Annotated in this window: 13 protein-coding genes and 1 tRNA gene; 2 read left to right on the top strand and 12 right to left on the bottom strand. The window is 71.7% G+C overall.

Annotation, left to right across the window (positions count from 1 at the left end):
• Positions 1 to 4: 4 nt before the first annotated feature.
• On the top strand, positions 5 to 805 hold the full coding sequence (locus ACFWEE_RS00545; RefSeq protein WP_386885112.1) for a TetR/AcrR family transcriptional regulator: 801 nt from the start codon (positions 5 to 7) through the stop codon (positions 803 to 805).
• Here the strand turns inward: ACFWEE_RS00545 and ACFWEE_RS00540 are convergent.
• From ACFWEE_RS00540 to ACFWEE_RS00520, 5 genes are all read right to left on the bottom strand, one after another.
• On the bottom strand, positions 799 to 1,806 hold the full coding sequence (locus tag ACFWEE_RS00540) for an NAD(P)-dependent oxidoreductase (RefSeq protein ID WP_386885410.1): 1,008 nt from the start codon (positions 1,804 to 1,806) through the stop codon (positions 799 to 801). The two genes, ACFWEE_RS00545 and ACFWEE_RS00540, sit on opposite strands and share 7 nt — an antisense overlap.
• 62 nt (positions 1,807 to 1,868) lie before the next feature.
• On the bottom strand, positions 1,869 to 2,345 hold the full coding sequence (locus ACFWEE_RS00535; RefSeq protein WP_386885110.1) for a PPOX class F420-dependent oxidoreductase: 477 nt from the start codon (positions 2,343 to 2,345) through the stop codon (positions 1,869 to 1,871).
• Positions 2,346 to 2,465: 120 nt separating this feature from the next.
• Positions 2,466 to 3,281 (bottom strand): YceI family protein, encoded by an 816-nt coding sequence (locus ACFWEE_RS00530; protein WP_386885108.1) that lies wholly within the window; start codon positions 3,279 to 3,281, stop codon positions 2,466 to 2,468.
• A gap of 172 nt (positions 3,282 to 3,453) precedes the next feature.
• Complete coding sequence (locus ACFWEE_RS00525; protein WP_386885106.1) at positions 3,454 to 5,931, bottom strand: MFS transporter; 2,478 nt, start codon at positions 5,929 to 5,931, stop codon at positions 3,454 to 3,456.
• Positions 5,932 to 5,954: 23 nt separating this feature from the next.
• Positions 5,955 to 6,536, bottom strand: a complete 582-nt coding sequence (locus ACFWEE_RS00520; RefSeq protein WP_386885105.1) for a MarR family winged helix-turn-helix transcriptional regulator — start codon at positions 6,534 to 6,536, stop codon at positions 5,955 to 5,957.
• Between the two features lie 312 nt (positions 6,537 to 6,848).
• Here ACFWEE_RS00520 and ACFWEE_RS00515 point away from each other — a divergent pair, with 312 nt between their 5' ends.
• Positions 6,849 to 7,064 (top strand): hypothetical protein, encoded by a 216-nt coding sequence (locus ACFWEE_RS00515; protein ID WP_266706397.1) that lies wholly within the window; start codon positions 6,849 to 6,851, stop codon positions 7,062 to 7,064.
• A gap of 292 nt (positions 7,065 to 7,356) precedes the next feature.
• Here the strand turns inward: ACFWEE_RS00515 and ACFWEE_RS00510 are convergent, their stop codons facing one another.
• From ACFWEE_RS00510 to tadA, 7 genes are all read right to left on the bottom strand, one after another.
• Entirely contained in the window at positions 7,357 to 8,211 is an 855-nt protein-coding gene (locus ACFWEE_RS00510) for an RNA polymerase sigma factor SigF (RefSeq protein ID WP_386885104.1), read from the bottom strand.
• A 234-nt stretch (positions 8,212 to 8,445) separates the two neighbouring features.
• The gene (locus ACFWEE_RS00505) at positions 8,446 to 9,324 is read right to left on the bottom strand and encodes an RNA polymerase sigma factor SigF (RefSeq protein WP_386885103.1); all 879 of its coding nucleotides are present in this window, start codon (positions 9,322 to 9,324) and stop codon (positions 8,446 to 8,448) included.
• Positions 9,325 to 9,732: 408 nt separating this feature from the next.
• Positions 9,733 to 10,026 (bottom strand): Dabb family protein, encoded by a 294-nt coding sequence (locus ACFWEE_RS00500; protein ID WP_386885102.1) that lies wholly within the window; start codon positions 10,024 to 10,026, stop codon positions 9,733 to 9,735.
• Positions 10,027 to 10,038: 12 nt separating this feature from the next.
• Positions 10,039 to 10,203: a hypothetical protein gene (locus ACFWEE_RS00495; RefSeq protein WP_266706389.1), complete on the bottom strand. Its 165-nt coding sequence runs from the start codon at positions 10,201 to 10,203 to the stop codon at positions 10,039 to 10,041.
• Positions 10,204 to 10,684: 481 nt separating this feature from the next.
• Positions 10,685 to 11,122, bottom strand: a complete 438-nt coding sequence (locus ACFWEE_RS00490) for a type II toxin-antitoxin system VapC family toxin (RefSeq protein WP_386885100.1) — start codon at positions 11,120 to 11,122, stop codon at positions 10,685 to 10,687.
• Positions 11,123 to 11,423: 301 nt separating this feature from the next.
• Positions 11,424 to 11,508: transfer RNA gene (locus tag ACFWEE_RS00485), tRNA-Ser, on the bottom strand.
• A gap of 31 nt (positions 11,509 to 11,539) precedes the next feature.
• On the bottom strand, positions 11,540 to 11,983 hold the full coding sequence (tadA, locus tag ACFWEE_RS00480) for a tRNA adenosine(34) deaminase TadA (protein ID WP_386885408.1): 444 nt from the start codon (positions 11,981 to 11,983) through the stop codon (positions 11,540 to 11,542).
• Between the last annotated feature and the right edge of the window lie 100 nt (positions 11,984 to 12,083).

Raw genomic sequence — 12,083 nt, 5'->3', positions numbered from 1 at the left:
CGTCATGGTGTCCGCGGCCGACCCCGCGCCGGAGGCGCCCGACGCCTCCCCGCGGTCCGTACGGACCAGCGTGTGGCTGGTCCGCCGCCCGGCCTCCCGCAGCCGCAGGCCGGAAGGGTCCCCGGCCGGTCTCGACCGCGACCGGATCACCGCGGCGACCGTCCGGCTGCTGGACGCCCAGGGCCTCGCGAAGTTCTCCATGCGCCGCCTCGCCGCCGAACTCGACGTCACCGCGATGTCCCTCTACTGGTACGTCGACACCAAGGACGACCTGCTGGAGCTCGCCCTCGACACCGTCCACGGAGAGATCGCGCCGCCCCCCGAGGACGCCCCCTGGGCCGATCGCCTGCGCGAACTCGCCCGCGAGTACCGGGCGTTGCTGGTACGCCACGTATGGGCCTCGTCGCTCGTGGGGAGCTTCCTCAACATCGGCCCGCACTCCCTGCGCTTCACCCGCGCCGTGCAGGACGTGATCCGGGCGACCGGCCTGCGGCTGCACCAGCAGTCCGGAGCGCTGTCGGCGGTGTTCCAGTTCGTGTACGGCTTCGGCACCATCGAGGGCGATCTCCGCAGGCGCTCCGCCGCCGCCGGGGTCAGCCAGGACGAGTACTTCCGGCAGGCGATGACCGCGTACCGCTCCGAGCCGAGCCTCAAGCAGGTCGCCGACGTCTCGCAGGACCTGATGGACGCGCGCGGCGGCGACACCGTCGAGGAGATGCGCGAGCGGGACTTCACCTTCGCGCTCGACCTGCTGATCGCCGGCATCGAGGTGATGCGGGACCGGCCGCCCGGGGCGTCTCAGTAGCCGCGCACCACGTCGACGGTGAGGTCCGGCCGTCGCCCCGCGCGCAACTGCGCCCAGCAGGCCGCGAAGTCGGTGAGGACGTCCTCGTCCGCCGTGATCCCCGCCGAGTGCGAGGTGACGACCGTGCGCGGCAGCCGCCAGCACGGGTCGCCGGGGGCGGCCGGTTCGGTCGGCAGCACGTCCAGCACCGCCCTCCGTACGGACCCGGCCCGCAGCGCCTCGCCCAGCGCCGCCAGGTCCACCGTCGCCCCGCGCCCCACGTTGACGAACGACGCTCCTCGTACGGCCCCGAAGCGCTCCGCCCCGAAGTAGTTCTCCGTGGCGGGGGTGAGCGGCAGCGCTGCGACGACCCAGCGCGCCTCGCCGAGCGCCTTGCGCTCCCCGTCCCCGCCCGCCGGCACCACCCGGTCGAAGCCGGGCGGCGGGACGGCGGGCACGGTCCGGGCCACCCCGACCGTACGCAGCCCGCAGGCGCGCAGCCGCGAGGCCACCGCCGAGCCGATCCGGCCGGTGCCGTGGACCAGGGCGGTCTGCCCGGCGGCGAGTTCGGACGGCATCCGCCGCCACTCCTCGCGCGCGTGCATCCCGGCGAACTCCGTTACGGACTGGCACTCGGCGAGCACCCAGGCCAGGACGTACTGGGCGATCCGCGCGCCCATCCGGCCGACCGTCCGGGTCAGCAGCGCCCCGGCGGGCCAGGGGCCCGGGGCGAGCAGGGCGTCCGTACCGGCGTTGACGCTGTGGAACCAGAGCAGGTCCCCCTCCGCCAGGCCCGCCGGACGCGTCGCCCCGACGTAGACGACCGGCTCACCGACCGGCCCGTCCACCGGCCCGTCCACCGGCCCGTCCACCGGCCCGCCGGAGGCCACCGGCTCCGGGTGCGCGGCCCAGGGACGGCCGGTGATCTCCGCCAGCCCGTCGCGCACCGCCGGGGCGAGGCCGGGGGCGGTGAGCAGCCGGGCGCGGGCGAGGAGGCCGGGGTCGGGCAGGGCGGCGTTCACGGGAGGCACGCGGAGGGTCTTCCTCGGGCTTCGGCGGCGGGGTCGGTCATCGGGATGGGGCCTCAGGCCTCGGAGTCGGTCACGAGCCGGGCGGGGAAGCCTCCGGTGGCGATCGGGCCCCAGCGCTCCGGGGTGATCCGGATGATCGACTTGCCCTGCTTGACCATGGCGGCCCGGTACTCGTCCCAGTCCGGGTGCTCGCCGGAGATGTTGCGGAAGTACTCCACCAGCGGCTCGACCGAACCGGGTGCGTCGATCACCTCGGCGGTGCCGTCGATCTGCACCCAGGGGCCGTTCCAGTCGTCGGAGAGGACGACCACGCTGACCTGGTCGTTCCGCTTGGCGTTGCGGGTCTTGGCGCGCTCCGGATAGGTGGAGACGACGATCCGGCCGGAGTCGTCGACCCCGCAGGTCAGCGGCGAGGCCTGGGGGCGGCCGTCGGACCGGGCGGTGATGAGCAGCGCCCGGTGGCGGGGCCGGACGAACTCCAGCAACGCGTCACGGTCGGCGGTGGTGTTGGTCGCGATGTGGGGAGCCATGCGGCCACCCTAAGCAGGGGGGCGCCCGGGACGCACGACGGGCCGGTCACCGCGGAAGGCGTACCTTCTGCGGCGCCCGGCCCGTCGCGTACGGCTCACGGGGCCGCGGTCGCGCACGGCTCAGGAGGGCAGCGAGTCCCCCTGCACCGCCTGGATGTCCAGCTCCACGCGGAGCGTCGTGCCGATGGCGGAGATGCCCGCCTTCACGACCTGGTTGTAGTTCATCGCGAAGTCGTCGCGGCGCAGCTCGGCCGTGGCGCGGAACGCCGCCCGGACCCCGCCCCACGGGTCGGGGCCGGTGCCGAGGTAGGTGAGGTCGAGGTCGACGGGGCGGGCGATGCCCCGCATCGTCAGCTCGCCCCGCACGGTCCAGCGGTCCGGGCCCGCCGGGATCAGCGCGGTGGAGCTGTACGCGAGCTCGGGGAACCGGTCCGCGTCGAGGAAGTCCGCCGAGCGCAGGTGCTTGTCGCGCATGCCGTTGCCGGTGTCGATGCTGGCCGCGTCCATGACGGCGTCCACCCGGGAGCGGGCGATGTCCTCGGCGATCACGATCCGGCCGCTGAACTCGGTGAACCGGCCCCGCACGCTGGAGATGCCCAGGTGCTGGGCGGAGGCGGCCACCGAGCTGTGCGCGGGGTCCAGCGACCAGTCGCCGGGCGGCGGGAGTTCCACGCCGCCCTGGCGGGCCAGGACCACGGTGCCGGCCTCGATCCGGCCGCTGGCCGTGACGAGGGCGGTGGAGGCGACCGGCGCGTAACCGACGGCGGTCACGATCACCGTGTACGCGCCGGCGGGCAGCGGTTCGTCCGTGCGGGTCGCACCGTCCTCGTCGGCGGTGGCGCGCAGTATCTGGTTGCCGGTCATGTCGGTGACCGTGACGATCGCGTGCTGGACCGCCCAGCCGTCCCGCGTCCGTACCTGTGCGCGAAGTCCCATACCGTTCTCTCTCCTTGTTCACTGACTCGTCGACTCATGGAACGAGTCGGGCCCCGGGGGCGGGGCGGCAGGCCGTCCCCTGCCTGCCGCACCCGCCACCGGGGCCCATTTCCACCGGCCGGGACAGACTCTCCGCTGAAAGCGCCGTCCCGCCAGGGGGCTTATCGCCCGGTCACTCGCCGGGGTGGACGAGTTCGATGTCGTGTCCGTCGATCCCGGGACCGGCGACGGTCACGGTGCTCGCCACCGGCGGGTAGCCGGTCGCGACGACGGAGTACTCACCGGCGTCCAGATCGGTGAAGGCGTACGCGCCGTCCGCACCGGTCGTGGAGGTGGCGACGACGTTGCCCGCCGCGTCGATCAGGGTGACGCGGGCGTCCGCGAGGGCGTTGCCCGCGGAACCTGCGCGCACCGTGCCCTGGACCAGGGCACCCGCCTGGAGGGCGGCCTCGACCCGGGTGACACCCGTGCCGGCGATCTCCACCGGGAGGGCCAGCGGGCGGTAGCCCGCCGCGTTCACCGCGAGCGTCACCGTGCCGGGGACCAGCTCGCCGAAGGTGAAGTCGCCGCTCTCGCCGGAGGTGCCGGTGGCGAGCACGTCGCCGCGCACGTCGGTCACGATGACCATGGCGCCCTGGACCGGGGTGCCGGCCTCGGCGGCCCGGACCGTACCGGCCAGTCCGCTGGTGCCGGAGAGCAGGATGTCGAAGGCGAGCGGCTCGTCGCCGACGACGACCGTGGACGCCTGCGGCTGGCAGCCGTCGGCGGACGCGATCAGCACGTAACTGCCGTTGCCCGGGGCGTCGAGGACGTACGAACCGTCTTCCTGGGCCACCGAACGGCCCAGCTGACGGCCGCCGAGCGAGATCAGCGTGACGGCGGCCCGGGCGACCGGAGCGTTGTCCGCGCCGCGCACCACACCGCGCACCGGGGTGCCCTGGACGACGGGCGCCTCGGCCGGGGCGACCGCCGGAGCGGCTTCCACGGGGGCGGCGACGGCGGCCGGGGCGGCCGGAGCGGCGTCCGCGGGGGCGGCGACGGCAGCGGCCGGGGCGGCGTCCGCCGGAGCGGCGGCGGCCTCGCCGCCGGTGTTCGTCCGGAGCGCGACCTCCTTGATGAAGATCGCGAAGAGGAAGGCGAGCAGGGCGCACGGGGCGGCGAACAGGAAGACGTCACCGACGCCGTGGCCGTACGCGGACTCGACGACCGCGCGCATCGGGGCGGGCAGCGTCGCCAGGTCCGGGATGCCGCCGCCGGTGCCGCCGGTGCTCTTGACACCGAGGTCCGAGAGGCCGTCCGTCACGTAGTGGGTGACGCGGTTGGCCATGACGGCACCGAGCGCCGAGACGCCGATGGCGCCACCGAGCGAACGGAAGAACGTGACCACGGAGCTGGCCGCACCGAGGTCCTGGGGGGCGACCTGGTTCTGCGCGGCGAGCACCAGGTTCTGCATCATCATGCCGACGCCGGCACCGACGAGGAACATGAAGACCGCGACGTGCCAGTACGTCGTGTCGTACCGGATCGTGCCCAGCAGGCCGAGACCCGCGGTGACCAGGACGCCACCGGAGACGAGCCAGGCCTTCCAGCGGCCGGTCTTGGTGATGACCTGGCCGGAGACGGTCGACGAGAGGAAGAGACCCGCGATCATCGGGATCGTCATGACGCCGGACATCGTCGGCGACTTGCCGCGCGCCAGCTGGAAGTACTGGCTGAAGAAGACGGTGCCCGCGAACATCGCGACACCGACGAAGAGCGAGGCCACCGAGGCGAGGGTGATCGTCCGGTTGCGGAAGAGCCGCAGCGGGATGATCGGCTCGCGGGCCTTCGACTCGGTGAAGACGAACGCGCCGATGAGGACCACGACGCCCACCAGCATCACGACGGTCTGCCAGGAGCCCCAGGCGTACTTGTCGCCGGCGAAGGTCACCCAGAGCAGCAGCAGCGAGACGCCCGCGCTGATGAAGAACGCGCCGGTCCAGTCGACCTTGACGTCCCGCTTGACGACCGGGAGCTTCAGGGTCTTCTGGAGCACGAAGAGGGCGATGATCGCGAACGGCACACCCACGTAGAAGCACCAGCGCCAGCCCATCCAGCTGGTGTCGGTGATGACGCCGCCGAGCAGCGGACCGCCCACGGTGGCGACGGCGAAGACGGCGCCGAGGTAACCGCTGTACCGGCCGCGCTCACGCGGGGAGATCATCGCGGCGAGCACGACCTGGGCGAGGGCGGAGAGACCGCCGACGCCGATGCCCTGGACCACGCGGAAGACGATGAGCATGCCGGCGCTGGTCGAGAGACCGGCGGCGCAGGAGCCCAGCACGTAGATGATCAGGGCTATCTGGACGAGCAGCTTCTTGGAGAAGAGGTCCGAGAGCTTGCCCCAGATCGGGGTGGTCGCGGTCATCGCCAGCAGGGAGGCCGTGACCACCCAGGTGTAGGCGCTCTGGCCGCCGCCGAGGTCGGAGATGATGTGGGGGAGGGCGTTGGAGACGACCGTCGACGACAGGATCGCGACGAACATGCCGAGCAGAAGCCCGGTCAGGGCCTCCATGATCTCCCGGTGAGTCATCGGCGTGCCGGCGGGAGCTTCTGAGCCCCCGTGCTTGGCGTGGCCGCCCCGCACACCGGTTGGTGTGGTCGTAGCCATGAATGTCCTTTGCTTTGCTTCTGTTACAGAGGTGTACGGGTGTCCGTCGGGTCGTCGGCGACCGGAACGAGCCCTTCCATGGGCTCCTCGTCCGGGTCGGAACCCTTCGGGACGGTGGGCTCGGTGAGCCGTGCGCGACAGTCGTCGGTGTGCCGTCCGGGGGTGCACGCACTGGGCGTGCGGGCGGCGAAGCTGCCGCAGAGCCGTGCCAGCAACGTGACGAGATGTCCGACTTCGTCGTCGGACCAGTCCGCGAGGTTGTGCGCGAACACCTCCGTGCTCCGACGACTGAGGTCGGCGAGCACGTCGTGTCCGGAGGAGGTCAGCCGCAAGATGCGCGAGCGCTTGTCCGAAGGGTCGGGAAACCGCTCTATCCAGCCGCGTTCCGCCACGTGGGCGACGTGCCGGCTGGTCACGGACATGTCCACGGAGAGCAGCTCGGCGAGCCGGCTGATGCGCATCTCGCCGTGCTGGGCGAGGAGCGTGAGCACCGCGGCCGATCCGCCGGGGCAGTCGGCGGGCAGCGCGCGGGAGAGTCCCCGCTTCACGACGCCCACCGCGCTGAGGTGCCGGGCCAGTTCTTCGTACTGACTCCGTGCGGCCACGGGGCACCTCCAGACCTCTGTCCAAATCTTGTTGCTTAGGGCAACCATAGAAGCCGTTGGTTGCTGCAGGCAAACTAAATGGTGCTTGCATAAGTAAAGGAACCCAAAAGGCTCCGTAGGGTGCCGGTCAAAGTCCCAGCGTGTGGCCTTGGCGAGTCAACTGTGTGTCTCACACCACAGGGTGAAGGCCCCTGTGTCGTCATGTTGACGTCGCGCGGCCTTGTGGAGATGAGGGGAATGTCCGTACGAACCGGCGTCCGCAGGTCCCCCGGGGGTTGGGCGGAAGGCCCGAGTTCGCTAGGGTCCTGGCCCATGGCACACAACCCCCACGCCCCTCAGCAGGGCCCCGCGGGCAATGACGACCCGGCAGGCAGCACGCAGATGTTCCGCGCCTTCGTCGACGACGGAGAGCCGCAGCGCCGGCCGCAGCAGGCCGCGCCGTCCGGTGGCCCGAAGACGGGGGTGATCGTGGCCGTCGTCGCGGTCGTCGTCGTCCTCGCGGCGGTCGCCTGGCTCGCCCTCGGCTGACCCGCGGCACTGTCCGACCACGCGGCGGCCTCCGTCCTACGGGGGCCGCCGACGCGTTTCCGGCACCCGGCGGATCGGGCACGGCGTACGTCGCACGTCGCCGGACACGGGCGCACGTCGCCGGACACGCGGCGCCGGACATGGGTGCGGGGCGCCCCACCGAGCGCGGGGCGCCTGGAACCGGACCGGCCGGACGTACCGGGGCGCGACCCGGGGACGTCCGGGCGCGGCCCGGGCTCTGGGGGGTGCCGCCGGGAGCGCGTGAACGCGTCTCCCCGGCGGCCGGGACCCGTCAGTCGGTGATGAGCCCCTCGCGCAGCTGCGCGAGCGTACGGGTCAGCAGGCGGGAGACGTGCATCTGCGAGATGCCGACCTCCTCGCCGATCTGCGACTGGGTCATGTTGGCGAAGAACCGCAGCATGATGATCTGCCGCTCGCGGGGAGCGAGCTTGGCCAGCAGCGGCTTCAGGGACTCGCGGTACTCGACCCCCTCCAGCGCGGCGTCCTCGTACCCCAGGCGGTCCGCGAGGGAGCCCTCGCCGCCGTCGTCCTCGGGGGACGGGGAGTCGAGCGAGGAGGCGGTGTAGGCGTTGCCGACGGCGAGACCGTCGACGACGTCCTCCTCGGACACGCCGAGCGCCTTGGCCAGCTCCGGGACGGTCGGCGAGCGGTCGAGCCGCTGCGCCAGTTCGTCGCTGGTCTTGGTGAGCGCCAGGCGCAGCTCCTGGAGCCGGCGGGGGACCCGCACGGACCACGAGGTGTCACGGAAGAACCGCTTGATCTCGCCCACGACGGTCGGCATGGCGAACGTCGGGAACTCCACCCCCCGTTCGCAGTCGAACCGGTCGATCGCCTTGATCAGGCCGATGGTCCCGACCTGGACGATGTCCTCCATCGGTTCGTTGCGGCTGCGGAACCGCGCCGCCGCGTACCGCACCAGCGGGAGGTTGAGCTCGATGAGTGTGTCGCGTACGTAGGCCCGCTCCGGGCTGTCCGTTCCCTCGGGACCGAGTGCGGCGAGCCGCAGGAACAGGGAGCGGGACAGCGTACGGGTGTCGATGGCTTCCGACGAGCTGGTGAGCACGACAGGCGCGGGCGCGCTCTTCGTGAGCGTGAGCACCTTCGAGCTGCCCTGGTCTACGGACATGCCACCCCCTTGAGGTCGCGGACGGTCGCGGTGGCCGCGACCATCGGAGGAACGCAGCCTCCACCTGAATACCGGAGGGGAGGCTGCGGCAAACGCGGTTCCAGCAGAATGTCACATGTCGGCAACACGCTGTAGTGACATGTCGATAAGTCAGCGCCGCGTATGCGCAGGAAGCAAGGGGTGCGGGTGGGAGGGGCGCCGGAAAACCGCTTGGAGACGGTCTACCCGTTCTGACTAGGCCTCGATCCTGTTTGCGGATCGCAGTCGGGCGAAACTTCTGGCCAAAAGTCTTGACACGTGCATCTGGGAGACGCCGAGTTCGGCGCTGATCTGGGACTGTGTCAGGTTGCTGTAGTAGCGCAGCAGCAGGATCCGCTGCTCGCGCTCGGGCAGTTGAACGAGCAGGTGCCGTACGAGATCGCGGTGTTCGACCCCGGCGAGCGCCGGGTCCTCGTACCCGAGGCGGTCGAGCAGGCCGGGCAGTCCGTCGCCCTCTTGGGCCGCCTCCAGCGAGGTGGCGTGGTAGGAGCGGCCGGCCTCGATGCAGGCCAGCACCTCGTCCTCGGAGATCCGCAGCCGCTCGGCGATCTCGGCGGTGGTCGGGGAGCGTCCGTGAGCGGTCGTCAGGTCCTCGGTCGCCCCGGTGACCTGCACCCAGAGTTCGTGCAGCCGCCGCGGCACGTGGACGGTGCGGACGTTGTCGCGGAAGTAGCGCTTGATCTCGCCCACCACCGTCGGCATGGCGAACGTGGGGAACTGGACGCCGCGTTCGGGGTCGAACCGGTCGATCGCGTTGATCAGGCCGATGGTGCCGACCTGGACGACGTCCTCCATCGGCTCGTTGCGGCTGCGGAAGCGCGCCGCCGCGTACCGCACGAGTGGCAGGTTGGCCTCGATCAGCGCGGCCCGCACCCTGCGGTGGTCGGCCGTTCCCGGTTCGAGCTCCTTGAGCTGGCCGAAGAGCAGCTGGGTGAGCGCCCTGGTGTCGGCGCCCCGCGTTCTCGCGGGGGGCGCGGAGGGGTCGGGCGTCTCGGTCCGGACGTCCTCGGACAGCTCGGTCCGGTCCTTCTGGACGGTCTGGGGAGGCACTTGAGGCGCTGCACTGGCCGGCACGGTGACGCCACCCCTTCACGGTCGACTTCGCGGTCACGCTTCATGGTCGAACTGGACGGTCGACTGACAGCCAACGTGACGGACAACTGCGGTCAATTCATCCATCAAAAGCGGTCATAGCATCACAAGACATGTCCACTGTGTGCAAGCACCGTATATAGCCGTGTTGGAGTCAAACGGGTTTAAAAGCCAGCAAAAGCCCCCCACCTGAGAGGTGAGGGGCTCCGACCGGCGACCGGCGGCCATGGACGGCACCGTGCGGGACGTACGTAAGAAGGCGGCGCGAAGGCGGTCTACCCGGCGTGAACACGGGGCGTACCCGCGCGAAGGCGAGGCGCGACCGGAGCGCACGGCCCGCGCGCCCGGAGGGCGCGACCCGTGCGCGGGCGGGCACGTCGAAGGCGCGTCCTAGAAGGGGTAGTCGGCGATGACCCAGGTGGCGAACGCGCGCCACTGACCGGCCGCCGCCTGGTGCGCCGGGTGCTCGATGTACCGCACGAGCGCGTCCGCGTCGGCGACGGCGGAGTTGATGGCGAAGTCGTACGCGATGGGCCGGTCGGTGATGTTCCAGGCGCACTCCCAGAACTCCAGCTCGGGGACGAGCCCGTCGAGTTCGCGGAACGCCTTCTCGCCTGCCACGACCCGCGGGTCGTCCCGCTCGACGCCGTCGTTCAGCTTGAACAGGACCAGGTGGCGGATCATCGGCGGTCGCTCCTACTTCACCAGCTCGGACATGAAGTCCCCGACGCCCTGGGCGGCGCTGGAGATGCCTTCGAACCCTACCTGGACGAGGTCGGCGGCCCTCGCGGGCGACGTGATGATCGTGTAGAGCACGAAGACCACCACGATGTAGAGCGCGATCTTCCTCGCTTGCGCCACAGCCCCTGCCTCCCCCTCGGTCCCGTGCGCGGTCGGCAGATTCTATCCGTACACCTGGTCGGATTCGGGGGTCGCAGGCGATCGTTGTTCGAACGTCGTCGGAGGGGCCGCGCGCGGACCCCCCGCACCCGGTGCCCGGCCCCCTCGGGACCAAGGACCCCGCGACAGGGGCCTTTCACCGGCCCGCACGGGCGGCGCCGGCGGGCACGATGGAAGCACGGCCCGGCGGACCAGGCAGGAATCCGCAGGGCACGGGACAGGACCTCTCTGTGGGGTCCGGCCGCGGCCCTCCCCCGCCGCGGCGGGACCAGTAGGGACTGTCCCCCTCGGGGGAAGGCGGTTTTGTCCCCCCGATGCCGCCTCCCCCGCCCCAAGGTCCCCCGGCCTTGGCTCCGGCCCCGGCCACCTCTTCCGTGAGGGCCGGGGCCGTCGTAGTGCCCGGGGGCGGAGCGGTACCCGCGTCCCCGGAGGCGCCTGCGGGTCAGCCGCGTCCCGTGACGTCGTCCCAGGGATTCGCGAGCGTCACCCCGGTGTCCTCGAAGTCTTTGACGTTTCTGGTCGCCAGCGTGGCCTTGCGCCTGACGCAGATCGCCGCGATCCGGGCATCGGCGGCGGCGGCGATCGGCCGGCCGAGCCGTTCCCGGGCCATCACGATGTCCGCGTACCGCGTGGCCGCAGCCGCGTCGAACACCTCGATACGTCCACCGAGATCCTCGAACAGCATCGCGTCGATGCCTTCGGCGAGCTCGGACCTGCGCTTGCCGTCGGGCAATCGGCGCACTCCGCACCGCAGCTCAGCGGCGGTCACCGCGGTCGTCGTGACCTCGTCCGGCACGAGGCCGTCGAGCCAGTCGACGACCCGGAGGTCGGGAACCGGCTTCACCAGCTCCGACAGGACGTTGGTGTCAAGGATGATCATTCGAGAGCAGCCGATCGCGGTGCGTCCTGCCGGGCGGGCAGGTCCAGTTCCGTTCCCTCGATGCCGGCGAACCGCTCCCGGATGCGAGACCCCAACGGCAGGGAAGAAGGGGCGGGCTCAAGCTGCTCGCTGAGAATCGCACGCACCTCGGCCTCCATCGACCGGCCGCCCGCCCCGCCCCGCCCCGCCCCGCCCCGCCCCGCCCCGTCCCGTCCCGTCGCCGGACGCCCGGCGTGGAGGTGCGCACGGCACGCAAAACACCCCCCTGATCGCGTTTCCGCGGATCAGGGGGGTGTGAGAGCGGTAGCGGAGGGATTTGAACCCTCGGTGAGTTTCCCCACACTCGCTTTCGAGGCGAGCTCCTTCGGCCGCTCGGACACGCTACCGAGAGAGAGCTTAGACCATCACGGCCCGGGATCAGAAATCCGTTCTCTGCGGGGTCCGGAAAAAGGCCGTGAGCTGCGCCGAGCACTCCTCTTCGAGCACTCCGGGGATCACCTCGGGCCGGTGGTTGAGGCGACGGTCGCGCACCACGTCCCAGAGCGAGCCGGCGGCCCCGGCCTTCTCGTCGCGCGCACCGTAGACGACCCGGTCCACGCGTGACTGCACGAGCGCGCCCGCGCACATCGTGCAGGGCTCCAGGGTGACCACGAGCGTGCAGCCGTGAAGCCGCCACTGCCCGAGGGCGGCGGCGGCTCCCCGTACGGCGAGGATCTCGGCGTGCGCGGTCGGGTCGCCGGTCGCCTCGCGCTCGTTGCGGCCCGTGGCGATCGTCGATCCGTCCGGTCCCAGGACGACGGCACCGACCGGAACATCACCGGCCAGCGCCGCCTGCGCCGCCTCGTCCAGGGCATGGCGCATCGGGGCCCGCCACGGGTCCCGTACGGGATCGGCGGCGTAGGACGCGAGAAGGGGGGTGGGGGAAGTCGGGGGCGGGGGTTCTTCGGGGGGGCGTGCGGTC

The sequence above is a fragment of the Streptomyces sp. NPDC060184 genome, assembly GCF_042728795.1.
Taxonomy (GTDB): Bacteria; Actinomycetota; Actinomycetes; order Streptomycetales; family Streptomycetaceae; genus Streptomyces.
The sequence above is the reverse complement of the archived record's forward strand: the minus strand, read 5'-3'. Positions and strand labels throughout refer to the sequence as shown.

Coding starts and splice junctions, on each gene's coding strand:
- ACFWEE_RS00545 (WP_386885112.1), top strand. CDS start 5: ATGGTGTCCGCGGCCGACCCCGCGCCGGAGGCGCCCGACGCCTCCCCG.
- ACFWEE_RS00535 (WP_386885110.1), bottom strand. CDS start 2,345: ATGGCTCCCCACATCGCGACCAACACCACCGCCGACCGTGACGCGTTG.
- ACFWEE_RS00530 (WP_386885108.1), bottom strand. CDS start 3,281: ATGGGACTTCGCGCACAGGTACGGACGCGGGACGGCTGGGCGGTCCAG.
- ACFWEE_RS00525 (WP_386885106.1), bottom strand. CDS start 5,931: ATGGCTACGACCACACCAACCGGTGTGCGGGGCGGCCACGCCAAGCAC.
- ACFWEE_RS00515 (WP_266706397.1), top strand. CDS start 6,849: ATGGCACACAACCCCCACGCCCCTCAGCAGGGCCCCGCGGGCAATGAC.
- ACFWEE_RS00510 (WP_386885104.1), bottom strand. CDS start 8,211: ATGTCCGTAGACCAGGGCAGCTCGAAGGTGCTCACGCTCACGAAGAGC.
- ACFWEE_RS00500 (WP_386885102.1), bottom strand. CDS start 10,026: ATGATCCGCCACCTGGTCCTGTTCAAGCTGAACGACGGCGTCGAGCGG.
- ACFWEE_RS00490 (WP_386885100.1), bottom strand. CDS start 11,122: ATGATCATCCTTGACACCAACGTCCTGTCGGAGCTGGTGAAGCCGGTT.
- tadA (WP_386885408.1), bottom strand. CDS start 11,983: ATGCGCCATGCCCTGGACGAGGCGGCGCAGGCGGCGCTGGCCGGTGAT.